Annotated in this window: 28 protein-coding genes; 9 read left to right on the plus strand and 19 right to left on the minus strand. The window is 57.3% G+C overall.

The features are described from left to right. Positions 1-64: 64 nt before the first annotated feature. Positions 65-1,333 carry a cofactor-independent phosphoglycerate mutase gene (locus tag ENN68_03580; GenBank protein ID HDS45166.1) on the minus strand — a complete coding sequence of 423 codons (1,269 nt, stop codon included), beginning with the start codon at positions 1,331-1,333 and terminating at the stop codon, positions 65-67. A gap of 66 nt (positions 1,334-1,399) precedes the next feature. Here ENN68_03580 and ENN68_03585 point away from each other — a divergent pair, with 66 nt between their 5' ends. Further along, positions 1,400-1,969, plus strand: coding sequence for a CBS domain-containing protein (locus ENN68_03585; GenBank protein ID HDS45167.1), 570 nt, complete (start codon positions 1,400-1,402; stop codon positions 1,967-1,969). Positions 1,970-1,985: 16 nt separating this feature from the next. On the opposite strand, the gene radA is transcribed toward ENN68_03585, so the two are convergent. From radA to ENN68_03600, 3 genes are all read right to left on the minus strand, one after another. Further along, positions 1,986-2,945 carry a DNA repair and recombination protein RadA gene (gene radA, locus ENN68_03590; protein ID HDS45168.1) on the minus strand — a complete coding sequence of 320 codons (960 nt, stop codon included), beginning with the start codon at positions 2,943-2,945 and terminating at the stop codon, positions 1,986-1,988. Positions 2,946-3,045: 100 nt separating this feature from the next. Next, positions 3,046-3,534: a hypothetical protein gene (locus ENN68_03595; GenBank protein ID HDS45169.1), complete on the minus strand. Its 489-nt coding sequence runs from the start codon at positions 3,532-3,534 to the stop codon at positions 3,046-3,048. Beyond that, on the minus strand, positions 3,531-4,526 hold the full coding sequence (locus ENN68_03600) for a carbohydrate kinase family protein (protein HDS45170.1): 996 nt from the start codon (positions 4,524-4,526) through the stop codon (positions 3,531-3,533). The genes ENN68_03595 and ENN68_03600 overlap by 4 nt, the downstream gene beginning before the upstream one ends. A gap of 99 nt (positions 4,527-4,625) precedes the next feature. Here ENN68_03600 and ENN68_03605 point away from each other — a divergent pair, with 99 nt between their 5' ends. Next, the gene (locus tag ENN68_03605; GenBank protein ID HDS45171.1) at positions 4,626-4,982 is read left to right on the plus strand and encodes a DUF3467 domain-containing protein; all 357 of its coding nucleotides are present in this window, start codon (positions 4,626-4,628) and stop codon (positions 4,980-4,982) included. A gap of 38 nt (positions 4,983-5,020) precedes the next feature. Here the strand turns inward: ENN68_03605 and ENN68_03610 are convergent, their stop codons facing one another. The 7 genes from ENN68_03610 to ENN68_03640 form a co-directional block, all read right to left on the minus strand. After that, complete coding sequence (locus tag ENN68_03610; protein ID HDS45172.1) at positions 5,021-6,391, minus strand: glutamate-5-semialdehyde dehydrogenase; 1,371 nt, start codon at positions 6,389-6,391, stop codon at positions 5,021-5,023. 216 nt (positions 6,392-6,607) lie between these two features. Then, the gene (locus ENN68_03615) at positions 6,608-7,423 is read right to left on the minus strand and encodes an alpha/beta fold hydrolase (protein HDS45173.1); all 816 of its coding nucleotides are present in this window, start codon (positions 7,421-7,423) and stop codon (positions 6,608-6,610) included. A gap of 86 nt (positions 7,424-7,509) precedes the next feature. Then, positions 7,510-7,650 carry an addiction module toxin, HicA family gene (locus tag ENN68_03620; GenBank protein HDS45174.1) on the minus strand — a complete coding sequence of 47 codons (141 nt, stop codon included), beginning with the start codon at positions 7,648-7,650 and terminating at the stop codon, positions 7,510-7,512. A gap of 171 nt (positions 7,651-7,821) precedes the next feature. Then, complete coding sequence (gene proB, locus ENN68_03625; protein HDS45175.1) at positions 7,822-8,973, minus strand: glutamate 5-kinase; 1,152 nt, start codon at positions 8,971-8,973, stop codon at positions 7,822-7,824. An 80-nt stretch (positions 8,974-9,053) separates the two neighbouring features. Further along, positions 9,054-9,515, minus strand: coding sequence for a hypothetical protein (locus tag ENN68_03630; GenBank protein HDS45176.1), 462 nt, complete (start codon positions 9,513-9,515; stop codon positions 9,054-9,056). A 17-nt stretch (positions 9,516-9,532) separates the two neighbouring features. Then, entirely contained in the window at positions 9,533-10,894 is a 1,362-nt protein-coding gene (locus ENN68_03635; GenBank protein HDS45177.1) for a hypothetical protein, read from the minus strand. Between the two features lie 12 nt (positions 10,895-10,906). Next, entirely contained in the window at positions 10,907-11,629 is a 723-nt protein-coding gene (locus ENN68_03640) for a hypothetical protein (GenBank protein ID HDS45178.1), read from the minus strand. Between the two features lie 82 nt (positions 11,630-11,711). Here ENN68_03640 and ENN68_03645 point away from each other — a divergent pair, with 82 nt between their 5' ends. Then, positions 11,712-13,697, plus strand: a complete 1,986-nt coding sequence (locus ENN68_03645; GenBank protein ID HDS45179.1) for a hypothetical protein — start codon at positions 11,712-11,714, stop codon at positions 13,695-13,697. 49 nt (positions 13,698-13,746) lie between these two features. On the opposite strand, the gene ENN68_03650 is transcribed toward ENN68_03645, so the two are convergent. Together ENN68_03650 and ENN68_03655 are read right to left on the minus strand one after the other, a co-directional pair. After that, positions 13,747-14,022 (minus strand): hypothetical protein, encoded by a 276-nt coding sequence (locus tag ENN68_03650; protein ID HDS45180.1) that lies wholly within the window; start codon positions 14,020-14,022, stop codon positions 13,747-13,749. Further along, the gene (locus tag ENN68_03655; GenBank protein HDS45181.1) at positions 14,019-14,765 is read right to left on the minus strand and encodes a TIGR00266 family protein; all 747 of its coding nucleotides are present in this window, start codon (positions 14,763-14,765) and stop codon (positions 14,019-14,021) included. Before ENN68_03655 ends, ENN68_03650 begins: the two co-directional genes overlap by 4 nt. Before the next feature lie 78 nt (positions 14,766-14,843). Between ENN68_03655 and ENN68_03660 the strand changes: the two genes are divergently transcribed. The 4 genes from ENN68_03660 to ENN68_03675 all read left to right on the plus strand — a co-directional run bounded on the left by ENN68_03660 (position 14,844) and on the right by ENN68_03675 (position 17,303). Continuing rightward, on the plus strand, positions 14,844-15,074 hold the full coding sequence (locus tag ENN68_03660; GenBank protein ID HDS45182.1) for a DUF4389 domain-containing protein: 231 nt from the start codon (positions 14,844-14,846) through the stop codon (positions 15,072-15,074). A 105-nt stretch (positions 15,075-15,179) separates the two neighbouring features. Next, positions 15,180-16,154: a peptidase gene (locus ENN68_03665; protein ID HDS45183.1), complete on the plus strand. Its 975-nt coding sequence runs from the start codon at positions 15,180-15,182 to the stop codon at positions 16,152-16,154. Between the two features lie 172 nt (positions 16,155-16,326). Next, positions 16,327-17,028 (plus strand): PspA/IM30 family protein, encoded by a 702-nt coding sequence (locus tag ENN68_03670; protein ID HDS45184.1) that lies wholly within the window; start codon positions 16,327-16,329, stop codon positions 17,026-17,028. Then, positions 17,025-17,303 (plus strand): hypothetical protein, encoded by a 279-nt coding sequence (locus ENN68_03675; protein ID HDS45185.1) that lies wholly within the window; start codon positions 17,025-17,027, stop codon positions 17,301-17,303. Before ENN68_03670 ends, ENN68_03675 begins: the two co-directional genes overlap by 4 nt. Here the strand turns inward: ENN68_03675 and ENN68_03680 are convergent. From ENN68_03680 to ENN68_03700, 5 genes are all read right to left on the minus strand, one after another. Then, entirely contained in the window at positions 17,300-17,869 is a 570-nt protein-coding gene (locus ENN68_03680; protein ID HDS45186.1) for a hypothetical protein, read from the minus strand. The genes ENN68_03675 and ENN68_03680 overlap by 4 nt on opposite strands. Beyond that, positions 17,866-18,765 (minus strand): zinc metalloprotease HtpX, encoded by a 900-nt coding sequence (gene htpX / locus ENN68_03685; GenBank protein HDS45187.1) that lies wholly within the window; start codon positions 18,763-18,765, stop codon positions 17,866-17,868. Before htpX ends, ENN68_03680 begins: the two co-directional genes overlap by 4 nt. A 92-nt stretch (positions 18,766-18,857) precedes the next feature. Further along, positions 18,858-19,397 (minus strand): cytidylate kinase, encoded by a 540-nt coding sequence (locus tag ENN68_03690; protein ID HDS45188.1) that lies wholly within the window; start codon positions 19,395-19,397, stop codon positions 18,858-18,860. Between the two features lie 8 nt (positions 19,398-19,405). Next, on the minus strand, positions 19,406-20,914 hold the full coding sequence (locus tag ENN68_03695) for an RtcB family protein (GenBank protein ID HDS45189.1): 1,509 nt from the start codon (positions 20,912-20,914) through the stop codon (positions 19,406-19,408). A gap of 104 nt (positions 20,915-21,018) precedes the next feature. Beyond that, positions 21,019-21,393, minus strand: coding sequence for a prefoldin subunit beta (locus tag ENN68_03700; protein ID HDS45190.1), 375 nt, complete (start codon positions 21,391-21,393; stop codon positions 21,019-21,021). Between the two features lie 108 nt (positions 21,394-21,501). On the opposite strand from ENN68_03700, the gene ENN68_03705 reads away from it, so the two are divergent. Continuing rightward, the gene (locus tag ENN68_03705) at positions 21,502-22,902 is read left to right on the plus strand and encodes a hypothetical protein (protein HDS45191.1); all 1,401 of its coding nucleotides are present in this window, start codon (positions 21,502-21,504) and stop codon (positions 22,900-22,902) included. Positions 22,903-22,957: 55 nt separating this feature from the next. Then, positions 22,958-23,680 (plus strand): sulfite exporter TauE/SafE family protein, encoded by a 723-nt coding sequence (locus ENN68_03710; GenBank protein HDS45192.1) that lies wholly within the window; start codon positions 22,958-22,960, stop codon positions 23,678-23,680. 55 nt (positions 23,681-23,735) lie between these two features. On the opposite strand, the gene ENN68_03715 is transcribed toward ENN68_03710, so the two are convergent. Next, complete coding sequence (locus ENN68_03715; protein ID HDS45193.1) at positions 23,736-24,164, minus strand: peptidylprolyl isomerase; 429 nt, start codon at positions 24,162-24,164, stop codon at positions 23,736-23,738. Positions 24,165-24,188: the final 24 nt, after the last annotated feature.

The raw sequence follows: 24,188 nt of genomic DNA on the forward strand, positions 1-24,188 counted from the left end.
AGGTAGACAGTGGATTATACTGAATTATACCCGACTGCTGATCGACCCCGGTTATTTCCGGAAATCAGCACGGTTTCTGAAGGAAGAGCCGCATCAACTCCTGCGCCGCCGCATCCAGCACCTTATCCGCGCGTTTTAATGCTGATTGCTCGTCAAAATTACCCCCACGGCCCTCCACGGATGGAGCACGAGAATCGTAGATCGCGAACGGCACGGGCTCTCGCGTGTGCGTGCCCACGGACACGGGTGTGTAGTGATCGGGCATGACCATGATCCGGTAACCACCGCCCGCTCGCACTCCCGCTCGGGAAGCCGCGAATTCCGCTTCCAGGCCCTTTAAGACGGTTCCGACCACCACTGCATCGAACGTCTCGATGGTCTGCACTTTCAGATCGATATCGCCGAGATGCCCGGCTTCGTCCGGTGCCTCGACATGCACGAGCACGAAATCCATCTCCTCGAGGCTGCGGAGCGCGTATTCCGCCTTGCCCCGGTAATTCGTGTCAAAATAACCCGTTGCGCCCGGCACGGTGATCACCTGCAGACCCACAAGCCGCGCAATCCCTTTGATCAGGTCGACACCCGAAATGACCGCGCCCTGCACGCCGTACAGATCAGTAAAAGCGGGCAATACAGGCTTCTGCCCGCCGCTCCAGAGCCAGACCATATTCGCCCGCTTCTCGCCTCGTGCCGCCCGCTGCGCGTTAACGTCATGAGCCTCTAAGACCGCCCTTGAGGCGAGCATGATCTCCCGTAATAGTGCTGCCTTCGGTAGGTGATCGGTGATGGATGCACCAACGATGTCATGTGGCGGCACACCGCCAATCTCCTTTTCCAGAGCAGACGCAGCCGCGGCTGTCTGCGCTTTGAGCACCAGAATGTTCCGGTAGCTTAAACCGGCATGAAAGCTGAGCTCCCAGCCACTATCGAGCCAGCTTGTCCGCAAGGCCGCGTTAAGCGCCGCGATCAGCTGCCGTGCTTCCCCGGTCGTGATATGCCCACCGCTGAAGTCTGCCAGGATCCCGTCACTCTCGGTTATCAGATTGCAGCGAAACGCGAATTCATCGTGCGCGAGCGGGATCTGGAGCGCCATCGCTTCGATCGGACCACGGCCCGTGTGATAGGTAGCGGGATCGTAGCCGAGGATCGAGAGCGTGGCGATGTCACTGCCCGCGGTCATCCCGTGGGGTATCGTCTGTACCAGACCGATCGAGCCTTTCCGGGCAATGAAGTCAAGGTTCGGCGTCTTCGCCAGCTGGAGTGCGGTTTTGCTCCCGCGTTCCGACAAGGGATAGTCAGCCATCCCATCTCCGATCAGAATGACGTATTTCATGCCCCATTCCCCAGCAGTGGTGTATTTAAATCATCATTTCCCTATAATTATAATTGTTGAAGGGAGATGGAGACCGATATACCGCTCAGGGATGTTATGGTACGCGAGGTCGTCACGGGAGATAAAAATATCACCGTTTTCCAGGCAGCGAAGCGGATGCGGCGTTCTCATGTGGATAGCATTATCGTGCTCGACCAGGGTGAACCGGTTGGCATCGTCACCGATGGCGATATCATCAGCGCTGTGGTGAGCAAGGACACGAAGCCGAGCACGGTGAAGCTCGGAGAGATCATGACAAAACCCCTGATTACCGCCTCGCCCAACGATCGAGTCTCCGCGATCGCGAAAAAGATGGCAAAGGGGCGGATCCGGAAGATGCCGGTCGTTGAGGATGGCAAACTGGTAGGGATCGTCGCGGATGTCGATATCCTCTCGATCTCCTCGGAGATGAACTCGATACTGGCGGAACTGGTAGAGATGAGCGTGGAGCGCGAGGCTATGGGGCTGGAGGGCGAGAGCCTTGAGCAGGGGCTCTGCGAGAAATGCGGTAGCTTCTCCAATTACCTCGTGCTCAAAGGCGGGTTAATGGTCTGTGAGACCTGCAAAGAGGAGTTAGAGTTCGAAAGCGAGGAATAGGTACGCAACGCAACTCTCAATCTCGAATACCCGGTCCCGTCACGGAGAATACAGCCTCCGCCTCCGGAAGGTTCGGTGAATCGACCAGTCGTGCGATTCGTTTCTCGCCTTTTGATTTCCGCAGATAAATTCTGAAGGTCGCCGTGTGGCCGACGACATGGCCGCCGATGGGCCGTGTCGGATCGCCGAAGAACGCATCGGGTCGCACCTGCACCTGGTTCGTGATCATCACCACGGCGTTGTTCAGATCGCCGAAGCGTAGCGCGTCATGCAGATGCTTGTTGATCTTCTGCTGCCGATCTGCCAGCGTGCCGCGGCCGACGTATTCACTACGGAAATGCGCGGTCGCCGAATCAATAATGAGCAGTCGTACCGGCTTTTCAGTCTCTTTCAACACTTCCGCGAGCTTTTCCGCCTTACCCACCAGCAGGATCTGATGATTCGAGTTGTAAGCGCGCGCAATGTGGATATGCTGCAGCACCGCTGCGTAATCCAATCCCGCGCCCTCAGCCATATTCTGGATCCGCTCAGGTCGGAACGTGTTTTCGGTATCGATGATCACTACGGACCCGTTCAGGCCGCCCTCTTCCGGCGGGCGCTGCACATTGACGGCGAGCTGATGCGCGATCTGGGTCTTCCCGCTGCCGAACTCGCCATAGAACTCGGTAATCGCGCGAGTCTCGAGGCCGCCACCCAGGAGATCATCCAGCGATTTCGAGCCCGTCGTGAGCTTACCAACCTCCTTGCGCCGCTCCAGGATCTTGTCCCCGGTCTCAAAACCACCGATATCCGCAGCATCCCGCGCAGCATTGATGATCTTCGCCGCAGTGGCTTCTCCGATCTCCGCAGCGGACACCAGCTCGGCGGGTGAGGCCACGGCGATCGCTTCCAGTGAATTGTACCCACCGTCACGTAATTTCTCTGCAATCGCAGGTCCGACACCCGGTAAATCCTCCAGATCCACGAGTACGCTCACCCCTTCGGTATCTAGTAACCTAACACCCGCTGGAAGCACTTAAACCTTTCGACTGCGTGCGTGCGTGAGTGCGTGCGTGAGTGCTTGCCCTGGTGCTCGCTCAAAAGAGGAGCACGAGCGCAACGACCACAGAGCCATATTTGCCCTGCTCCACCTCTACGGATTCCACCACCAGCTCTCTCGCGTGCACCTGGAGCTTGCGCATCGCGGCCATCTTATCCAGCTTTTCCTGGATCTTGCCCGCAAGAAACGGCCGCGAATGGTGCCCGTGATGCTCACAGATGATACCAAACGCGCGATTCGCAGTACCCTGCTCTGCTGCAGCCCCCAGCCACCCATAGCCTACTCCGGCCCCGATTACGTCACCTGATCCGCCATCGGCTCGCGAGAGCACGCAGAAGGTGATGGCGCCGGGTTTCATGCTCGCGTGTTCACGATCAATCTCAACGGCGTCCGCTGGCAGAATGGAGGAGACCTCAACTAGATTACACTCCCCTATACCTGCGTCCCGCAGCGCAAGATCGAAGGCAATGGCCGGCTCCGGATCCATACCCACCCCAGAGGACACAAAGAACGCTCGTGGTATCATTGCTGCTTGCTTTCTCCTGGTTCTTTAAGATGCTGCCGAGTATAGAAATCTTTCACCTCGTCTAAAGAGGGGAACACAGTGCTCACGCTTTTTCGGGTGATATATAGAGCCGCGCAGGCATTGGCAAACCGAAGGCATTCCTCCGCCTCTTTGCCCGCTAAGAACGCGTAAATAAACCCCGCATTGAAGACGTCTCCGCCGCCTGTCGGACGCACCGGTGCCACAGCAAAGGCCGGGCAGGTGACCATAACGCTGGGCGCGATCCAGGTGGAGCCCTCGACGCCCTGGTGAACAATTACCTGCTTGCAGCCCCGTCGCAACAGCTCGTACGCGCCTTCTCTTCCCGCCCTACCGCTCAATTCGCGGAGTTCCGCCTCGTTCACGAAGAGGAAATCAAGCACCGGCAGGAGCTCCAGAACGCTCTCGCGTGCACGATCTGTCCACCCGAGGTAAGCGCTCCAGCCGATATCGAGCCCGGTGAAGGCACCGGCAGCCTTCGCCGTCTTCAACAACGTTACATTGGCCGGGAACAGGCCTTCGGTATTCCAGTGCCCGGCCCGCATCACGAATCGCGCACTGCGCAGCAGCTCTGTGTTCACCTCATCCCCCGCAAGGACCAGGTTAGCGCCACGGTCTGAGAGCATTGACCGGCTGCCATCGGTGAACGCGATACTCACGGTGATACCGGGCCGTTGTAACGCTGCATCCTCCGTTCGTTGGGCGTAGAGAACCACGCCCCTCCGTTCAAGCTCGGCGCGGACCCAGCACGAAAGCGCGTCCGTACCGATCTTGCAGACGAGCGCCGTTTCGAGCCCGAGCGTCGCACACGCCGCCGCGCAGTTGCCCGCCTGACCGCCGAGCGCGAGCATGAATTCACAGCCGATCTGTTTGTCACGCTCCGGATAGGCTTCGATCGGCAGCGTCATGATGTCACAGAAGACGTCACCGATGACCACCACCTCGTTCCGTTTCATCACCGGAATCGCATCCATAGCTCGTCGTTCCAAAAGTATTTAAAGTAATTGGCAGTAGCTGAAGATATAATAAGAAAGAGGAGATCCCTTCGTGCAGAACTAACTACTACGGAGGAGATGCATTCACCGATGGAGCACATAGCGCGGCCGAAGTTCGTGGTGCGGAAACATCCGGAGTTCAAACGCTTCTATTCCTCGGGCGTCTTTGGCGGGCATACACCGTACGAATTCAAGATGATCGTCTATCAGGAAGGGTACGAGGACGTCTCTGAGGACACGGTGACCGGCAAGGAGCCACCGGTGATTCTTCGCGAGCTGCAGGCTGAGATAACCATGTCACCGGAGCAGGCGAAGGCGCTGCTGAGCTGGCTCGACCGGCACATCAAGGCCTTCGAGAAGCAGTTTGGGACGATCCCCACACCGCCGGTGCGCGAGGATGAGCCGGCGAAGGCCCCGGAAGGTATGTACGGCTGAGCTTGTGGTGCGAGTGCCCGCAGCGATGCGGCACTGCACTAGAAGGAGAAACTCCGGGTCAGTTTCCGGTGCGTGAAGGGCTTTGCATCCCTGCCCACATACGTAGCGACGACCTGGCCCGCACCCATGACGAGGTATTTATAGATCATCAGACCCTCCAGACCCACCGGTCCGCGTGCATGCACCTTGTACGTGCTGATACCGACCTCCGCGCCCTTTCCGTACCGGAATCCGTCGCTGAACCGCGTTGACGCGTTCTGCATCACCGAGGACGAATCAACGAACCGCAGGAACTTCAGCGCGGTCGCTCTATTCTCCGTGACGATGGCATCAGTATGGCCGGACCCATAGGTGTTGATATGGGCGATGGCCTCATCAACGCCGTCCACTATCCTGACGGAGATGATAAGATCGTTGTATTCGGTCCGCCAGTCGTCGTTGGTGGCGGGCTTTATCCCGACCGTACCTTTGCGCTCAAGGAGATCCAGCGTTCGCGGGCATCCGCGAACCTCGACGCCTGCTACGCGGTATCGCTCGACCATCCGGGGCAGGAACTCACCGGCGATCTGAGCATCCACCAGCAAGGTCTCCGCAGCGTTACACACCGCGGGATATTGCACCTTCGCATCATAGCAGATCTCGAGCGCCCTGGGCACATCGGCATCACGGTCAACGTAGACGTGGCAGATACCTTCAGAATGACCCAGCACCATAATGCTCGAGTGGTCCTGGATGTACCGCACGAATTGATCGCTCCCGCGCGGCACGATAAGGTCGATATACTCGTGCAGTTTCAGCATCGCATCGACATCCTCACGCGTCTCCAGCAGGTGTACCCACCCGTCCGGGACGCCACCCTCGCCCGATGACGCGGCTTCCGCGACCAGCTCAAAGAGCACTTCGTTCGTGGTGCGCGCCTCCGAGCCGCCCTTGAGCAGGACCGCGTTGCCGGTCTTGAGACAGAGCGCGGATATCTGCACGAGCACGTCGGGCCGCGACTCGAAGATCGCGCCGATCACGCCGATTGGACAGGCGACCTGATAGAGCTCCAAATCGGTATCCAGTTCAATTGCGGAGAGCGTCTTACCCACCGGGTCCTCCAGCTTCGCAACGTCCTTCACGCTCAGGATCATCTCGTCAATCTTCGCATCGGTCAGTTTCAGTCGATCGAGCAGCGCTGTGGACATCTGGCCCTCGGCCACCAACCGGGAAGCGAGTTCAACGTCGCGCTTATTCGCTGCCAGTAGCTTCGCGCGATGCTCATCGAGTGCCGCAGCGATACGCGACAGTGCCGCGTCCTTTGCGGCCGTTGACGCATTAGCCAAAATCAGCGCGGCCGCCCGCGCCATCTTCGCCTTCTCCACAATGCCCCTGCCTGACTTCCCTACCGTCTCCTTTCCAACTGCCATCTTCACCACCTCCAGATATGAACCTGATAGATCTGGAGCATGAATATTTTATCGTCGTGAATGCTTTCCCCTCCAGGGCGCTTGTGTCTCCAGGGGTCTGGAAATCAGCCATTTAGCTCATGCTGCCACGGTGCTGTTGCAGAGGTGATAAAAATCCTCTATCGATTGATTCGTGGATCGCACCGGGTTGAGATTGTGCCCTCTCGCGGGGATAACTCATTTCAAATAAATCCCGTTTCCGTAACGGTCCAGGAAATCCAGGACTAACCGGGAGACTTCCTGGATCTTTCCCGGGAGGAGCACGTTATGAGCTGCATCGTCCAGTATAGCCCACGTTGAACCCGGGATAGCGCGGTATATCTGTTCGGAAAAGTAGCAGGGGGTGAAAGTATCCTCGCGCCCGGAAATGATCAACGTCGGGAGCGCTAGTTGGGATAGTTTATCCGTCACGTCAAACGCCATACACGCATCAATGACACGGACGAGCGCAGTGGTGGAATTCATCGCGATCATCTCTTCCTTTGCCTCTGCTAGCTCAGCAGCATGCGCAGCCGCGAACTTAGGGGTGACCGTTAGGGCAACTGCCTCGTCGAAGAATGCCCCGCAGCCGCCCGTGAGTAAGCTCTCTCGCAGTTTCTCGAATCGCGCTCGCAGAGCAGGATCGGTAGAGCAGAACGAGGAAATAAGCACGAGCGCGCGAACTTTTTCGGGATGCACAAGCGCAAAGTGAGTGCAGGGCGATAACGCCACCAAAAGAAAGCCCGAGCAGATGCGTCTTTGCGATATCCAATTCGCGAAGAACTCAAAAAGGTCCGTGGAGAAGTGCTGGATGGAATACGGCGTATCCGGTTTCCCTGAGTGTCCATGACCTCTGAGGTCCAGGGCAATGGTCCGGTACGTTTTGGATAACACGGGCAGCAGCGGAGTCCATAGCCGGGCATCATCGGACAGCCCGTGCAGCAAGACGAGCGGAAAACCTGACCCTTCCTCATGATAGTGAAGCTCTAGATCCGTCATCGCGACTTTCGGCATCGCAACCTCATCTTCGAGCGTTAACGGTAAAACCAAACCTTATTCTGAGCAATCACTTACCGTACCTCTTCCACAGCGACAAATACTCACAATGCCATAAATTCCTCTTCGGTCAGCCCTGTTTCTTTGATAATCGCCTTTAAGGTTCCTTTTGGAATATCAGTTCCCGGATGATTGGGGATAGTAGTTCTCCTGGTTCTTCTCCAAGCTCCTCTAGTTTTATTGATACGAGACGTTCAGACACTTTTTACCCCTCACGTGATATCCTGTTATCTTCAGGTAACACATAGTCGGATCATTTTATAAGTGCCTTTCGGCCTTTCGTGGAGACCGCATGACGATAAGGAATCGTCCTGATTATCCTGATGCGGGCCGAAGTTCTGCTACGAGAAGAGCACTCAGAGAAACACCATATTCCCGCGGTAGACGACCTCGGTGCCCTCTTTACTGCCCAAAATACGCTCGATCTCGTGCGATTTCGCGCCCTTTATCTGCACGATCTCACGGCTCGAGTAATTGGTAATGCCTTTCGCAAACGCGACACCCTTTGCATCCACGATACTGACAGGATCGCCGCTCTTGAAGTCCTTCTCGACACTGATGATCCCTGAGGCGAGCAAGCTGCTGCCGTTCTCGATCAATGCCCGCTTCGCGCCCTCGTCAACTGCGATCATGCCTTTTACCGAGGACGAGAACCTGATCCAGTGCCTTCGCCCGTTCAAGTCCTTATGCGCGGGCATGAAGAGCGTGCCGACCGGTTCGCCCTCGATGACGCGTACGAGAATGTTCTCTTCTCTGCCGTTGACGATCACCATCGGGATACCGGCCTTCATCACGACCCTGGCAGCCTCAAGCTTCGTCTTCATGCCGCCGACGCCCGTCTTCCCACCCTTATCCGCGCTCTGCTCCAGCTCAGGCGTGATTGCCGTGACCACCGGGATGAACTCAGCATCCTCGTTCCGTTTGGGATTGGCGGTGTAGAGGCCGTCGACGTCTGAGAGGATGATGAGCAAATCCGCCCCGAGATTGCTCGCCACGAGCGCTGAGAGATTGTCGTTATCGCCCAGCTTGATCTCATCGACGGCTACCGTGTCGTTCTCATTCACGATCGGGATCACCCCGGCCTTGAGCAGGGTATGCAGCGTGTTCCGCAGATTGAGGTACCGCTGCCGGTTGAAGAAGGCACCATGCGTCAGCAGGATCTGCGCGATTGTCAGATCAGCTGCGGAGAAATAGGTATCGTACGTATTCATGAGGATCGTCTGACCGACTGCGGCCGCCGCCTGCATGACCTTGATATCGCGTGGCCGCTGCTTCAGGTTCAGCTTCCCCATACCCGCGCCGATCGCGCCCGACGTCACGAGGATAACCTCTTTCCCGCGCTTATGCAACTCCACGAGCTCATGTACGATCTTCTCCACCCGCTGCGGATCGAGCCGATACTGCTCATCGGTCAGGTTGCTGGTACCGACCTTGACCACGACACGGGTCGCACCTGAAAAGTCTCGTACCGTCTGATTCGCTGCTGCTGCTCTCTCTTCGCTGGCCATCTCCTCTTCTAGACTCCTCTTTTCCTTATACTTTACAACCAAGCGGGATAAAAAAGAGTCGCACCGACGCCTGAACGCGCTTATAAAAAGCGCTTCGTCTCGTGGCTCGCGCCCCCCGCTAACCCCCTGAGCGCCACACCGCCCGCGACCCCAAGGATTTCGAGTCCTTCAAATTCCGGCATGCCGCAGAGCAGATGCTGCTCGGGATGCGTGCCCGGTGTGATCTTGCAGCTCAGCACGACACGCTTACCCGCGGCGACCACGATCTTGAGCCGTTTCGTTGCCGGATGATCTTTGGGTAAGACGATCAACGGGCTGTTCACTTCGCGAATCATGTAGAGCACACAGCGCAATCCGTTAACGAGTTCCTGTTCGGTACCGAATCCTGAGGCTACCAGGACATCGTCGTGGTTGAGCCCCAGAACGATCTCGCGGTCCGGGGTCTCCACGAGGAACTGCTGCTTTTCTCCTACCTTGACGACGGCTACGGTGCCGGTGGTTCCACGAATCTGCAGCAGCTGAGTACTGTTCAGGGGTATCATCGATGACCTTCTCACCCTCACGGTGTGATCTCGCGGTTGCGCGCTTTCATCGCCGCGTCTACCAGGACATCCTCGACCATCGTGAGCGAGGGCTCGAAGCACCGCTCTCTCATGATGATCGCCGTAGCGGTTACACCTGCTTTGATCGCCAGGGTCAGCTCATTGATCCGCTCCGCGACGCCCTCCTCCGAAACGAGCTGCGCGCCTATCAGCCGTCCGGAATTCGAGTCACAGAGCAGTTTCGCCACGATCAGCTTCCGGGAGGGGAAGAAGCGCGCCTTCGTGTACTTGATCGCTGTGCCTGCCGTTACGTTCATGCCACAGCTCCGCGCGTATGCCGTGGTGACCCCGACGCTGCCCACCTGCATCCCCGCGATGGACGCGACGGTGGGGCTCAAGCACCCCGCGTACGTAGCAGTACCACCAAGCAGATTGCTCGTGACAACCCGCGCCTGTATCAATGCGGTGGAGGCGAGCTGACTGAGCCGTGATCGTTTCGTGACCGCATCGATCACCTCGATACAATCGCCGAGCGCATATACGTGCTTGAGGTACGATCCTGCTCGCATGACCCGCAGCGAGTGGTCGACCTGTATTCCACCGCAGGCACCGAGTGCTAATCCTGCCGTTCGCGCGAGCTCCACGTTCGGCCGCATACCCGTCGCGATCAGCACGAGATCGGCCGCGATAGCTGCTTCGTTTATTCGCACCGCGGCAACGCGCTCCGCACCTTCAAGTGCACGCACCGAACGGCCGAGCACGAACGTGAGCTCGTTACGCAGCCACTTCTGCACGACCGATGCCACATCGGGATCCAGAATCGCCGGGAGCAGGGACGGACAGCACTCCACAACCGTAATCTTCAACCCCTTTCGGGCGAATGCAACCGCGGCTTGCAGCCCGATCATGCCACCACCGATAACGACCGCGTTTTTCGGCTCACCACCAGCCAGCACGGCAGTGAGCCGTTCGCCATCTTCACGATTCCAGAGCGTGAAAACGCCCTCACAGTCCGTGCCGGAGATTGGTGGCATGAAGGGCCTGCTCCCTGTAGCTATGACGAGATCATCGTACGGGAGCTCTTCGCCGGTAGCAAGCCGCACACAATTCCCCGGTATATTGATACTCGTCACTTCAGTTCCCGTCCTGAAATCCACGCCTTTCGCGCGATAGAATTCGGGCTCGAAGAGCACGAGCTCGTTCAGCTCATACAGCCCCTGGAGCGCGAACGGCAGGCCACAGCTCGAGAAGAATCCCTCATGCTCCCGCTTTATCAGGGTGATTTCAGCCGTTTCGTGCACGCTCTGCGCCCGAAGCAGGAACTCAAGCACGTCGATTCCCGCTGCACCACCGCCAATGATCACGATCCGCTGAGTCATAGCTCCTTTTGCCTATCGCTCTGCCGCGTCACCAACCGCAGCCTTCGCCGCTGTATAGGTCTCCTCCATCTCCGCCTCCGAGACGATTCCTACACTCACCGAGTCGGCATGGTGATACAGGAATTCGAATACGTCCCGCGCCGGTTTCACGCGACCAGCAGCCAGTGGTTTTATCGCGATCACCTGCTTTTCCGTGCGCTCGAGCGCTTGCAGTGTGCTCGCATAGTCGGGTGCCATGGCATAGCCCACGGTGTTAAGCGGCGCGAGATACACCTCGAACGCGAATCCAGCAGCATCGAGCTCGGGGATCGTCTCGCCGGGCAGATGCGTTGCCGCGCCGGGTGACGCGCCTGCAGCCCGGATCTCCTCGATCCAGCCAGTGATCCGCGGATCGCGCGCATCGCATGAGAGCGCATGGATCGCGATAATCTCCGGCTGTAACGGCTTGAGTAGCTCTAGATACCGCTCGAACGCCTGCCCGCTCGGAATCGTAGCGGCCACGAAGAAATCTGCTTCCAACTCTTCACACGCCGCGATCAACGCATTGATCAGGGGCTCATAAGCGATGAGCTGCACTGCCGCAACCCCGAGCAACGCGGATCTGATGAACAGCCGCGTCATGTTGCGCTCGTTGCAAAAGAACTGCTGCCGGTATTCGTAGGCTTTCGTACCGAACTGGCCGGCGCCGATGAACGGCGAGGTGCCGAGCATGAGCTTGGGGATCGAACGGTGCATTCCCTTATCATACTATAGCGGCTCGAAGTTATTGAATAGCTAAATAGTGCTGAGATGAAGACACTTACAGGAGACTGAGATCATGAACGCTCACCCTGATACCCCTCCCGCTTCGCTACCGCTGTTCCTGCACGACTCAGTTGCGGACGCGGTGGCCCTCTCTGCGGTTGATTCGCTCGCTCCGCTGCTCGGCATAGCGGTAAAAGAAGCGGAGAAGGTAGTGCTGAAGGCGAACGAGTGTGCGGCCGGCTTCACGGTGCGTGAGATCCTCTGCACGAACGAGACACGGGAGATATTGCGGGAGCTCGTGAAACTTCTTGCGTCCTACGCGGTCACGAAGACCGGCATGGCAACGTGCATGACACGCACGCCGACGCTGGATCCCGACGCACTGCGAAAGCGGTTTGATGATGTGCGCGAGGGCATGCGGCTGCACGAACTCCTGGATGGGGAGCAGATCGCAGCGGTACAGGAACTGTTCGCAAAGGCCGAGATCGCGCCGATACGGTTCGATACCACGCCCGTGATCGCGACGCGGCGGCGCGGGCTCGAATCGAAGCTGCAGGAACGGTACGGTGATTATGTGCGTGTAGCCGTCGTTGATTCTGCTGCGACGGCACAGGCGCTCCTCCGCGAGGCTTACCCCGTACTGTTAGTTGCCGACGCGGACGAGATCGTGCTCGACGAGCCGGGCATCATCAGCATTCCGGAGCATGCCGTGGCAGATGATAGTATCGTCTATCCTGAGTTCGTGGTTCAATCGTTCCGTGCCAAAAGCGCGGCGATTGCTGCATTCGTTCAGCTCGTTACCGAGTTTGATGAGCGGAAAACGTCATCGCTTCTTGATAAGATCTCGATACCGGATTTAGAAGCGGTACTGGCACTTTTAGCCGAGCTTGCCCGCGATGAAAGCGCTCACAAAGTCAATTTAGCCGATACCGTCCTCAGCTGGGAGGAGGCGATCAACCAGGAAGCGCGTTTTATTGCGCAGACTGGTGGCGGTGCGGATGACTTCAAAGCGTATCTTGATGAGGCCGTGATAAGCATGGCGGACGAGCTGCAGCTCGCCGGTGAGGATCGCGATCTGCTCCTGGAGAGCGCGTACGAGAATCTGGAACGTGGGCCACCGTTCGAATTCTCACGGGCGCACACCATACGGCTCCAGGAGCACTATGCACGGCGAATCGCTGAACAGCGGTACTTCAGGTTGCGGGATTATGCCACACGGCTGATCCCGTACGAGGAAGCGGTGAATACGGCGCTCAAGCGACTCTTCTATCTCGATTTCCTCTTCGCCGTTGCGCGCTTCAGCCATGAGTTCGGGCTCACCATACCCGAGATCAGTTCTGATGGTCTGGGTGTGATCAAGGGCCGGAACCTCTTCCTGGTGGACGAGGAGCTCAAAGGCGGCGAGACGGTCGTGCCGATCTCGTACTCGGTCGGGAGCACGGATCTGGGCATTTTCGGCGCGACACCCCTGCCGGTAGCTATCCTTACCGGCGCGAACAGTGGCGGCAAGACCTGCCTGCTGATTACGCTCGCAACCTCGATGATACTCACTGAACTCGGGCTGCCCGTGCCTGCGGAACGCGCGGAGATACCGCTGCTGCCCCTGTACCTCTACCGGCGGAAGATGATCAAGAAGACCGGCTCGTTTGAATACTCGATGCGTGCCCTGAGCCGGATCTTCATGCGAGAAGGCCCGAAGGTCGTGCTCATCGATGAGTTAGAGGCGCTCACCGAGCCGGGCGCGATGGGCAGGATCATGGCCGCCCTGCTTAATCATCTGCCCGCCAGCACACGCGCGGTGATGATCACGCATCTGATCCATGAGCTGCGGCCGCACATCGACCTGAAGAAAATACGGGTCGATGGCATCGAGTCGGAAGGTCTGGATGCTACCGGTAACTTTATCGTGGACCGCCAGCCGCTCTTTAACCATATCGGCTCGAGCACACCGGAGCTGGTGATCACGAAGCTCATGAGCCGTGTACGTAAGGCGAAGCTGAGAGCGGTCTATCGGGAGATCTTGCAGGCACTGGAGAAGGAGCGGGATGCATGGCCCTGACGGCTTCGCCTCGCGGCACGCACGTACGTACGCACGTCCTCACGAGCATTCAGTCGCGCCTTTTCTCGTCCCCCTCCTTGCCCCTGATATCCGCTAAGGTATACGAGCCCTGCTTGTCGATCTTTGGCTCTTTGGTAACCAGGTAGTAAGGCAGGGCGGCGATGACCAGGATGCCCGCGATGACCGCGATGAGGATAATGCCCACGAGCACGCCGAACCCGATGAGCAGCGCGATAGCTGCCAGGATCTTGAAGTAGTGGAGGAGTACAAGGAGTATCGCTATAACCGCCACAAACATGAGTCCGGCGAGGATACCACGCTTCATCGACCGATGGTTTCTTTGACCATGGTGCCGAGCACGCCAGACGAGCCCGAGGTCTCTCCGGAACGTCCCTGGTGTGGCAAGAAGGGAGACAGTGCCGAGGCCAGATTGGGCAGGGTCATTGACTGGAGGATTACCCGCCCCGGCCCCCGGACGGTGGTCAGGAAGATACCCTCACCGCCGAAGAACATCGTCTTTATACCCTTCACACGCTCGATATCGTACGAGACCGTTGCATCCCAGCCAACGACGCAACCGGTATCCACCTTCAAGCTCTTGCCGGACTCCAGATCGAATTCGATGAAGTCGCCACAGGCGTGGATAAATACCGTGCCCTCACCGCCGAGTCGCTGCAAAATGAAGCCCTCACCGCCGAAGAAGGCCGCGCCCAATCGCTGCTGGAAGGCCACGCTCAGCTCAACGGTGTCTTCAGCGCAGAGAAAGGCATCCTTCTGGGCAATGAACTCCCGGCCCGCTGAGACTTCGATCGGCTTGATCGTGCCCGGCGCGTTGCCGCCAAATGCCACAAGTCCCTCGCCGCCTGCAGGACTGAACTCTGTCAGGAACATCGTCTCACCCGCGAATTTACGTCCGATCGCCTTCAAGAAACCGCCGCGCATCTTCGCTTCCATAATCATATTCGCGCTCATGTAGACCATGGAGCCCGCTTCGCCATACACCTTCTCGCCTGCACTCAACTCGAGCGTAACCACCTGGAGATTATTCCCCGTGATTTTATACTTCATAGGCCTATCAACTGAGAGATGCTCAGCGCATTAAAAAAGGCTATCGATGGACGGTAAATCAGGTAACGTGCACTGCAGATGCGCGAGGTATCCCTGCGGTTTGTGTATAGCGGAGTTCACGAGCTTGGATTGGTGAATGGCTTTATTGCGGAGATCTGTGTGATTCTCGGACAGAGGAGCGAGGGACTCAGCAAGTTCGTTACAGGCTATCTCGAGTACCTGGTGCATATCACCGGCTACTACTACGTGATGACCGATAAGCGGCCGGGTATCCTGCAGAAGCCCGTAACGATCTACGAGCAGGAGTGAGCAGTGCTTGCAGGCACGATCACACGTATCGTCCCAAATAGCAGCTCCGCCTGCGAGCGAACAGGACAAGTTTATATGCGATAGTTTCTACTAACAAGTAGAGACATGAGAACTGCGTGGCTTCAGGTACGGATGGGTTTGACCGTCCTGCTCCTCTTTGCGGTACTATACGCGTTATTAGCGGTTGTCGCTACGGTCGCGGGCGTGGGCACGCCGCTCGTGTATGCGGTGCTCGCCCTGGTGCTGGTCTCCGTCCAGTTCCTCATCGGCCCGAAGGTCGTGGAGCTGACGATGCGCATTCGGTACGTCTCGGAAGCAGAGCAGCCGGAGCTGCATCGGATCGTGAGCGACCTCGCGATGAAGGCGGGCATACCCAAACCGCGTGTCGGAATCTCCGAAATCCAGATCCCCAACGCATTTGCCTTCGGCACCTCGAAGCGGAATGCGCGCGTCTGTGTTACCCGGCGATTGCTGGAGATGCTGAACCGGAATGAGCTTGAGGCCGTGCTGGGCCATGAGCTCGCGCACATCAAGCACCGCGATATGGTCGTGATCACGGCGTTGAGCGTCATCCCGATGATCTGCTACTTCATCTACTTCAGCTTCTTCTGGTCCGGCATCTTCGGCGGCGGTCGGAGCAGGGAGGGCGCACTGCCAACGATGGCGATCGCGCTCCTCGCGTTCGTCGTCTATTTCATCAGTAACCTCATCGTGCTCTATGCCTCCCGCGTTCGGGAATACTATGCGGACGCCGGCAGCGTAGAGCTGACGCAGAATCCGCACGAACTTGCCTCCGCGCTCTACAAGATGGTGTATGGCAGTGCACGACCCGGAACGGAGAAGGTAACCAAGGAGCTGGGCAGCATGCGCGCGTTCTTCGCGACCGATCCCATGACGGCGCGCGGTGACGTGCGTGATCTGAGTGCAGCTGACCTCAATCGAGACGGAACGATCGATGCGTACGAGTTGAAGTTGTTTGCCGAGCGCGCACAGGTGGGTCGGGCAGAGCGGTTAATGGAGCTCTTCTCCACGCATCCGAACCCCGTCGTCCGGGTAAAGCGCCTGGGCACGTATCTCTGATCACGCGCATTCTGGTCGCTACCTGAAGTTGAACGATCACGCCAGAGGCCGCGCTCTGTGCGCTGTTGCCACGGCATCAGTGCACTTTCGCAGCACACCTAACTGCGGAGAGCAGTGAAAGAAAGATTGATATGCCGCGCGCGCGTATGGTGTAGCACGGAGGGAAAGAACAATGGGTATGTTAGACCGCATGAGCACCATCATAAAATCGAAGATAAATAAGCTCCTGGGTAAATTTGAAGACCCGCGCGAGACGCTCGATTATTCCTATGAGATGCAGCTGGAAGCGTTACAGAAGGTCAAGCGGGGCGTTGCTGAAGTGACCACCTCAAAGAAGCGGTTGGAACTGCAAAAAGCCAAATTGGAGCAGAATATCACGAAGCTTTCTGAACAGGCACGGGAGGCACTGAAGGTTGGTCGTGAGGATCTAGCCCGGCTCGCACTGGAGCGTAAGAAGCAGCTGGAGCTGGAACTGGAGAGTCTGAACCAGCAGATCGCGGGGCTGCAGAAGGAGCAGGATAAACTGATGGCCACCGAGCAGCGCTTAGCTACGAAGATAGAAGCGTTCAGAACGAAAAAGGAGACGATCAAAGCTCAGTATTCCGCAGCAGAAGCGCAGGTCAGGGTCACCGAGACGATAAGTGGCATCTCTGAGGAGATGAGCGATGTGGGACTGGCGATCCAGCGCGCTGAGGAGAAGACGGAGACTATGAAGGCACGAGCTGCTGCGCTTGATGAGCTGCAGGAGTTTGGAACCCTGGAGGATCTGGCAGGTGGCAAAGATCAGATAGAGCGTGAATTGGAGAAGGTGCGCGTGGGCAGCGAGGTCGATCAAGAACTGGAGAAACTCAAACAGGAGGTCAACCGAGAATGATCGTGCGGATTATGGGCGAGGGCCAATTCCGTGTCAGTAGTGCACTCTTAGACAGCCTTAATGAACTCGATAATAAAATCGTGGTAGAGGTGGGCAAAGGTAATGAGGAACGAATGCGCGAAATGCTGCGCGAGATGATCGCACTGGTAAAGCGAGAAGCCAGCCCACTCGATCCTGAGGAGATACTGACATCGGATGTTATTATCCCACCTGAAGATCTCAATCTAGAAGAAGCAAAGAAGACCTTCACGGGAGCCGGTATCATACCTGACTAAAGAGGAAGATCCCACAGGGGATACCAGGTCTCTCTATTTTTTTCCCACGGTAGTTCCGCTTCCAGCTGAGCGCCCAGTTTCAGTTCGTACTGCATGTCCCGCTCACGGCCGTTTAAGGGGACAAAGGGATAAAAACTACCCCGTTTATACGTATAAATAAGATAAATAGCCTTCGATTCTTTCCTGAATTTGAAGACTGAACTCAACAATTGGTCATCAAAACCTCGTTCGATCACGGTCTCGGAGACAAGATGAAGTGTCGTCACGAGATCCTCAAAGTCGGTAGCGCGGAGCACAATCCATAAAAAGCCCAACTCGTCTTTCACCAGCTCATATGCAATCGCTGTTTCACGCCGTGCGAGCTCCAGGAGCTCTTCTAAATCCGCGCTCATGCGTTCAAATGCGGTAGATGGGATGATTTTGAAACAGATACCGGCCACACGCGCGTGATGCAGGTCCAATTTCGTTTCCAGCGTGACATAGGCCGTGGAGATGCTGAAGAGGGCATCCACCTTGGTGGGGGCAGGCTTTACACGGCCCAGCAGCACGTCAAGAACTTTCTTCATCGAACTCCTTCCAGCGTCCGTTCCATCGCTTCGAGTCTCGCAATTCGTTTCTCAATGGGTGGATGGGTTGAGAAGAGCGCCATGATCGAGCCCGCGGAAAGCGCAGGTATGATGAAGAACGCATTGAGACCTTCCACTTCTCTCAGGTCTTTTGTGGGCACGCGCTGCATCGCACCACTTATCTTGAGGAGCGCGGAAATTAACGCGGGTGGATTGCCCGTCATGATAGCTGCGCCTCTATCCGCTGCAAATTCACGGTATCTCGACAGCGCACGGATCAAGAGGTAACTGATGAGCCAGACGAGCAGCGAGGCCAGGAAGATGATAACTCCTGCGGCCGCACTCTTATCCCTGCTGCCACCACGGAAGAGCGAGGAGTACACGAAGAATCGCATGATGAACCACGCAACGGTGGAGAGAAAACTGGCGAGCGTGATTACCAGCACATCGCGGTTCTTAACATGTGTGAGTTCATGCCCCAGTACCGCTTCCAGCTCCGGGGTATTCAGTTTATTCAAGAGACCCGTGGTGACGGCGACCACCGCAGATTTTTGGTTTCTGCCGGTCGCAAAGGCGTTGGGCACCTGCGAGTTGATCACCGCCACGCGCGGCTTGGGAAGGTCTGCCACGGTACAGAGCCGCTCGACCAGCGTATGGAGCTGCGGGGCCTCCTGGGGTGAGACTATCTTCGCACCGGTGCTCATGAGCACGAGCTTATCCGAGAAATAAAATTGAACGAAAACAAAGAGCGCTGCAAAGATCAGGAGAAAGATGAAATCCAGAAAGAAGGATAACAAGGTCAGGAAGGCGAGATAGACAATGATCAAACCTACTCCGGTGAGCACCATACGTAAGCTCAGTCCTGTATCCTTGCCGTACCACCTCTTCTGCTTCATTTCATCGCCCCTCCATCTCGTTTAGTTGTATGCTGTATACTAGAGTTCAGCGCCAGTACATTTGAACTTTGCGTATTTCAGGTAGCGCGTTGCTAAAGTGCACTTCGGGTTCTCAAACGCGCCTTTGCCTGCAGGATCAATGCTATAATGTCGTACTCACGCCAGCGTGAGGTATCGATGACGAGATCATAGATGGTGAGATCGTTCAGATCGATCCCGTAATACGCTTCATAGCGTTTGTGCTCGGATTGCTCGCGCGCTTTCAGTGCTGCGAGCGCAGCTTCGTACGGGATCCTCTCGCGTTTGGCCACACGCTGCGCACGCACCTCGACCGGTGCTTTCAACCAGATCTTCAACTCGGCGGACGGTACAAAGTACCCGGACAATCGCCCTTCCGCAATGACCTGCTTGCGTTTACACGCCTCCTTGCCCTGCTGCTCGTCGATCCACCGATCAAAATCAGTAGTGCTCTCTGCCAGCTCATTGAACTGTCCCAGTTGCAGGTCTTTTTCCCGTGCAAGCTCGCGGAACAACTCGCCTGCGGAGATGACCTCGATCGAAAGCGCTTTGGAGAGCAACCGTGCAATTGTGGTGGTACCGCTCCCCGGAAGGCCGCCGATCGTGATCCGCATCGCCGTAATTAGCCCTTAATTACCGCGATGGCGCGGAAGGCCGCGACCTTCTTCGCGATACCCGCCACTTCGCAACTCCGCACTACCACTTCAGGATCTTTATAGGCTGCGGAAACTTCTTCCGCCAGCTCGCCGTACCGGTCGAAGGGGACACCGCGCTTGCTCCGCACGTCGCGTTTCGTCCGTTCACGCGCCTTAACGAGTATCTGCCGCTTCTCTAACGCTGCTTTTACGTCACTGCCGCGATACTGCCGCATCGCCGCGGTTCTGCTCAGCTCGCGGCCGGAACCGTGTGCGCAGCTCCCAAAGGTCTCTTCCTTTGCCGTCTCAGTACCCACGGCCAGGAAGCTCCGGGTGCCCATTGAGCCGGGGATCAACACGGGCTGCCCAACGTTCCGATACAGGGTTGGTAAGCGCGCATCACCTGCGGGGAACGCACGGGTCGCGCCTTTACGGTGCACGCATAGCTTCCGCCGCTTACCCTCAACCACATGCTCCTCCTCTTTCGCGATATTATGCGCGATGTCGTAGACCAAGCTGATTTCCATCTCCTCCGCGCTCCTCCGCAGCGCCTCCTCGAAGACTTTCCGTACCCAGTGCATGGCGAGTTGCCGGTTCGCGAAGGCGTAATTCGCGCAGGAGCACATCGCTTCGAAATACGCCATGCCCATATCGGTCTGTAAATACGCGCAGGCCAGCTCGCGTTCCAGCTCCAGGATCCGGGCCAACTCGGGATCTTTGCTCATCTCGCGCTCGAATTTTCGGAGATAATAGGAGCAGACGCCGTGCGAGAAGCCACGGCCGCCGGTATGAATGAGCACGGTTACCTGACCCTGCTCGTCGATCCCAAAGGCTTTGGCCAGCTCGGGATCGAAGATCTCATCCACGACCTGCAGCTCTAAGAAATGATTACCGGAGCCGAGCGTGCCGAGCTGCGGTGCGCCACGCTGCTTCGATTTCTCATCGATCCGCGCGGGATTCGCGGCCTTCAAGCGTCCGCCTTCCTCCGTGCGCTCCAGGTCCGCCTCCCAGCCGTAGCCGTGCTCAATGCACCACTCAGTGCCGCCTCGCAGCACCTCGTCCAGCTGCTGGAATGACAAGCGTACCTTCCCCGAGAGCCCGAGCCCGGACGGTATGTACTCGAAGAGCCCATCAACGATCCGACCAAGCTGGGGTCTGACCTCCTCCTCACGGAGATTCGTTCGCACCAGCCGGACGCCGCAATTGATGTCGTAACCGACCCCGCCCGGCGATATAACGCCCTCCTCGAAGTCCGTTGCTGCGACGCCACCGATCGGAAAGCCATAGCCCTGATGGCCATCGGGCATAACGAGCGAGTATTTCTGGATGCCGGGTAGTGCTGCGACCGTGATGGTCTGCTGTAACGTGAGGTCCCGGCGCATCTTGTCCAGGAGCTCTTGAGCCGCGTAAATGCGCGCAGGCGTGCGCATATAAGCCTTAAACGACTGCGGGACTTCCCACACGTTCGCACGGATCTTCTTCAGTGGAATTTCCATCGAATTCAACTCCCTCTCTTGCAGCTTCTCAGCGTTACGAACTCACGGCACGGGATTCGTTCAGGAAGGAACGGTAAAGTAACCGCCACAGCTCACCCATCGTTCTATGCTGTTGTAGACGGTCCGGATACAGCCCCTAACGCCTCCTGCAACTGCTGCTGCAACTGCTGAAAGCGTTTCTGACCGCGTTCCTCCTGCCGTTCGAGCGTCTTCTGGCGCAGGCTGTAGGTCTCTTTCTTCTCCGCGAGCTCCTCCTTTACCTCCGCTCTGTCTGCTTTGATCATCAATTCGCCCACGTTCTTATAGATCAACGCGTCGTCTGAAACATTATCCAACTCATCGAGAGCGTTTTCAGCGTCGCGTAACATCGCTTCCACCTGCATCTTCTGCCGCCCCAGCGCTTCCAGTTGCACCCGGAGTTGCTGGAGCTGCGCAAGCAGGTTTTGCACTTGCGGCGGTATTTCAGTATTTCCACTCATCTTGACATCCTCTTTGGTTTACCTTTCATCCAATCTATCTAATTAATCTACTGTCCCGTGTCTCCAGTTGAGTACTTATTCTTTGACCCGCGCCCATATAAATAAACCATGAGTGGGGAAGGCGAGACCGTAGGGGTTGTAGTAATCGCGTACGGCTCACGCGCAGCCGCGATGATCGATGCGCTCTGCCGGAGTGAGGAGTACGACGTGCGGTTGTTTGTCGCGGACAAGCAGCGAAATCCGTTTAACCTTGAGCGTGCGGCGAAGCACGTGGTCATCCCGGATCTGGCGGTGGATAAGATCGTCGAGTTCGTAGCCGCGAATAAGGATGCGATTGATTTCGGGCTCTGTGGCCCTGAGAAGCCGATCATCGCGGGCGTTCGGGATCGCGTGGAGCGTGAGACCGGTGTGCCCATGATCTGTCCCACGCAGCAATTCGCGATCGAGGAGAGCAAAGTGGGACAGCGATACCTGATCGAGAAATGCTGCCCTGAGGCGAATCCTCGCTTCAAGATCTTCGACCGTACGGTGTACAAAACGGTATCTGCTGTAAAGGACGCGTTATGGCAGTTTCTGGACGAGATCGGGGACGAAGTGGCGGTTAAACCGGACAAGCCGACGGCGGGTAAGGGTGTTGGCATCTGGGGCGACCACTTCAGGACGCGTGAGCAGCTTTTTGACCATTTCAGGTCCATCTACGAGAGTGGCAGCGCGGTGCTCATCGAGGAGAAGCTGAATGGCGAGGAGTCTAGTTTTCAGGCGTTCTGTGACGGTAAACGCATCGCTGCTCTGCCGGATACCCGCGATTACAAACGCGCCTTTGATAACGACCTTGGCCCGAATACGGGCGGCATGGGCTCCTATAAATCAACGGATGACTGGCTGCCGTTCCTGACACCGCAGGACAGAATGACGGAGGAGCGTATGGCGCACCAGCTCTTCGATGAGCTCAGTGGCGGCAGTGCCAATGACGGGCTGCGGGGGATCCCATTTTACGTCGCCTTTATGCACACGGCCGACGGCGCGAAGATCCTCGAGATCAATAGCCGGCCCGGCGACCCCGAGATCATGAATATCATGCCGGTACTGAAGAACGATTTCGTGGATCTCTGTTACCGTATGATCGAAGGCACGCTCAAGAACGTCGAGTGCGAGAGAAAAGCGACGGTGGTGACCTACGCGGTACCGATGGAGTACGGCGAGTATCGGCGCGCGTATAGCGGCTCGAAGCGAGTGGATCTGAGCGCTGTGTACGCGTTGCGGGGGCGATACGGCGCTAACCTGCGGGTTTATCCTGGCTCGATGGAGCTGCGGGAGAACGGCGAGACCTTCGCGCTCGGCTCTCGCGCGGTGGGGATGGTAGGGATCGGTGAGACGATCGAGGAGGCGCGCGAGATCTCGCTCGAGAGTATACGGACCGTAGACGGCGCGTTATGGAATCGCTGGGACATTGGAGCGCCGCATTACATCGAGCGGAGCAAGCAGAGGATGCAGCAGCTGCGAGGGTAAGCAGCGGGGCGGCGCGCTTTTCTGTATCGCCCGTCGCTGAGACGCACAGATATTCATGGATCTGTATTTTTACCTCGTTATCGGCATACTCATCTTCTTCGGATTTACCGTACGCGTGATCACGGGATTCGGCTCCACCATGCTCATTGCACCACTGCTCACGTTCCTGCTGGAGCCGAAGCAGGTGGTGGTATTTGTCATTCTGCTCGAGAGCGCAGTTGGCGTGCTCTTCGCCCTGAAGGAACAGCTCAGCTTTACCCTGAAGCCGCTCTTTATCGGCGGCATCCTGGGCATACTAACCGGTATCGTCCTCTTCGAGATTGTAACGCAACGGTTCGTGGGACTCATTATCGGAGTAAGCGTGCTCATATTCTCGATCCTCTTTCTCATGAACGTGACGTTCAGAACCGAGCGTGAGCGACCGCTTTTCGCAGCGCTTGGGTTCTTGAGCGGCTCGATGGGCGTGCTCACCGGGATCAACGGCCCCCAAATCGTGCTGGGATTGGTGAATCAGGGGTACGACGGGATCTTCGTCCGGCGGTGCATGATCTCCTATTTACTCGTTGTTGATCTCGTTACCCTGGCATCGTTCGCTGTTGCGGGCTATGTGGTCGCGCATTTGTTGCTGCTGCTCGTTTTCGCGCTGCCGTTCCTCGTGCTCGCGTACCTTGCCGGGACGTACATCTTACGGTTCGTTGATCAGGAACACTTGAAACGAGCTATTCTCATGATCACGCTGCTCGCAGGGCTGCTTGCGATCTGGAAGTTCGTGCCGTGATCTGCATGCTCTGCACGATCGCTCCCGGGACTTGCCCCCGATAAGCAAGCAGCAGCTAACAGATCTCCACGAGCAGCAGCTCGAAGGTAAGATCCTGTCCCGCCAGCGGATGATTCGCATCCAGCGTGACGCCAGACTCAGAGATCTCCGTGACCATAACCGGAAAGATTCGGCCATCCTCTTGCCGAACTTGCACCTGCTGGCCACGCTTTATCTCCATATCCTCAGGGATTTGGTCGCGTCCCAGCTCCATAACGAGGTCCTCACGATAGGGGCCATACGCCTGACCCTTTGGGATCGTGACGGTCTTCGACTCGTCGGGAACCATCCCGATGACCGCCTGCTCAAAGCCGGGTATCAACCGTCCCACGCCAATGGTGAATTCCAGCGGCTCGCGGTCGAACGAGTTATCAAATATCGTGCCGTCCTCCAATTTACCTCTGTAGTGCACCTTAACGGTGTCACCAGCCTTTGCCTCTACCATTTTTTACTCCGTTACCCTGGTCGC

Source organism: Methanomicrobia archaeon (assembly GCA_011049045.1).
Taxonomy (GTDB): domain Archaea; phylum Halobacteriota; class Syntropharchaeia; order Alkanophagales; family Methanospirareceae; genus JACGMN01.

Coding starts and splice junctions, on each gene's coding strand:
- ENN68_03580 (HDS45166.1), bottom strand. CDS start 1,333: ATGAAATACGTCATTCTGATCGGAGATGGGATGGCTGACTATCCCTTG.
- ENN68_03585 (HDS45167.1), top strand. CDS start 1,400: ATGGAGACCGATATACCGCTCAGGGATGTTATGGTACGCGAGGTCGTC.
- ENN68_03595 (HDS45169.1), bottom strand. CDS start 3,534: ATGATACCACGAGCGTTCTTTGTGTCCTCTGGGGTGGGTATGGATCCG.
- ENN68_03600 (HDS45170.1), bottom strand. CDS start 4,526: ATGGATGCGATTCCGGTGATGAAACGGAACGAGGTGGTGGTCATCGGT.
- ENN68_03605 (HDS45171.1), top strand. CDS start 4,626: ATGCATTCACCGATGGAGCACATAGCGCGGCCGAAGTTCGTGGTGCGG.
- ENN68_03610 (HDS45172.1), bottom strand. CDS start 6,391: ATGGCAGTTGGAAAGGAGACGGTAGGGAAGTCAGGCAGGGGCATTGTG.
- ENN68_03615 (HDS45173.1), bottom strand. CDS start 7,423: ATGCCGAAAGTCGCGATGACGGATCTAGAGCTTCACTATCATGAGGAA.
- proB (HDS45175.1), bottom strand. CDS start 8,973: ATGGCCAGCGAAGAGAGAGCAGCAGCAGCGAATCAGACGGTACGAGAC.
- ENN68_03630 (HDS45176.1), bottom strand. CDS start 9,515: ATGATACCCCTGAACAGTACTCAGCTGCTGCAGATTCGTGGAACCACC.
- ENN68_03635 (HDS45177.1), bottom strand. CDS start 10,894: ATGACTCAGCGGATCGTGATCATTGGCGGTGGTGCAGCGGGAATCGAC.
- ENN68_03640 (HDS45178.1), bottom strand. CDS start 11,629: ATGCACCGTTCGATCCCCAAGCTCATGCTCGGCACCTCGCCGTTCATC.
- ENN68_03645 (HDS45179.1), top strand. CDS start 11,712: ATGAACGCTCACCCTGATACCCCTCCCGCTTCGCTACCGCTGTTCCTG.
- ENN68_03650 (HDS45180.1), bottom strand. CDS start 14,022: ATGAAGCGTGGTATCCTCGCCGGACTCATGTTTGTGGCGGTTATAGCG.
- ENN68_03655 (HDS45181.1), bottom strand. CDS start 14,765: ATGAAGTATAAAATCACGGGGAATAATCTCCAGGTGGTTACGCTCGAG.
- ENN68_03660 (HDS45182.1), top strand. CDS start 14,844: ATGCGCGAGGTATCCCTGCGGTTTGTGTATAGCGGAGTTCACGAGCTT.
- ENN68_03665 (HDS45183.1), top strand. CDS start 15,180: ATGAGAACTGCGTGGCTTCAGGTACGGATGGGTTTGACCGTCCTGCTC.
- ENN68_03670 (HDS45184.1), top strand. CDS start 16,327: ATGGGTATGTTAGACCGCATGAGCACCATCATAAAATCGAAGATAAAT.
- ENN68_03675 (HDS45185.1), top strand. CDS start 17,025: ATGATCGTGCGGATTATGGGCGAGGGCCAATTCCGTGTCAGTAGTGCA.
- ENN68_03680 (HDS45186.1), bottom strand. CDS start 17,869: ATGAAGAAAGTTCTTGACGTGCTGCTGGGCCGTGTAAAGCCTGCCCCC.
- htpX (HDS45187.1), bottom strand. CDS start 18,765: ATGAAGCAGAAGAGGTGGTACGGCAAGGATACAGGACTGAGCTTACGT.
- ENN68_03690 (HDS45188.1), bottom strand. CDS start 19,397: ATGCGGATCACGATCGGCGGCCTTCCGGGGAGCGGTACCACCACAATT.
- ENN68_03695 (HDS45189.1), bottom strand. CDS start 20,914: ATGGAAATTCCACTGAAGAAGATCCGTGCGAACGTGTGGGAAGTCCCG.
- ENN68_03700 (HDS45190.1), bottom strand. CDS start 21,393: ATGAGTGGAAATACTGAAATACCGCCGCAAGTGCAAAACCTGCTTGCG.
- ENN68_03705 (HDS45191.1), top strand. CDS start 21,502: ATGAGTGGGGAAGGCGAGACCGTAGGGGTTGTAGTAATCGCGTACGGC.
- ENN68_03710 (HDS45192.1), top strand. CDS start 22,958: ATGGATCTGTATTTTTACCTCGTTATCGGCATACTCATCTTCTTCGGA.
- ENN68_03715 (HDS45193.1), bottom strand. CDS start 24,164: ATGGTAGAGGCAAAGGCTGGTGACACCGTTAAGGTGCACTACAGAGGT.